The organism is Streptomyces beijiangensis (assembly GCF_017315755.1).
GTDB classification, from domain to species: domain Bacteria; phylum Actinomycetota; class Actinomycetes; order Streptomycetales; family Streptomycetaceae; genus Streptomyces; species Streptomyces beijiangensis.
Genome location: NZ_JAFLRJ010001009.1, coordinates 1 through 267, shown reverse-complemented (window position 1 = coordinate 267; position 267 = coordinate 1). Strand labels below are relative to the sequence as shown.

General features: G+C 67.8%; 1 pseudogene. It reads left to right on the top strand.

Annotated features, from left to right (window positions below):
• Positions 1 to 267: pseudogene (locus J0695_RS40305) on the top strand (glycosyl hydrolase); the annotation flags it as partial.

Genomic DNA, 267 nt, shown 5'->3' with positions numbered 1-267 from the left:
ATATCGACTTCGACGCGCAGGGCAACCTCTACCTGTCGACCGGCGACGACTCCAACCCCTTCGCGTCCGACGGCTTCAGCCCGATGGACCAGCGTCCGGGCCGCAACCCCGCGTACGACGCCCGGCGCGAAGAGGTTGCCGTCGGGGATGGAGTACGACGCGTCGTCGTTGACCTTGATGCGGAGGATCTTGCCGCGCAGGTCGTTGGAGTTGCCGGCGGTGCGCCGGGCACGGACAAGACCCGCCCCGAGATCTACGCGATGGGCT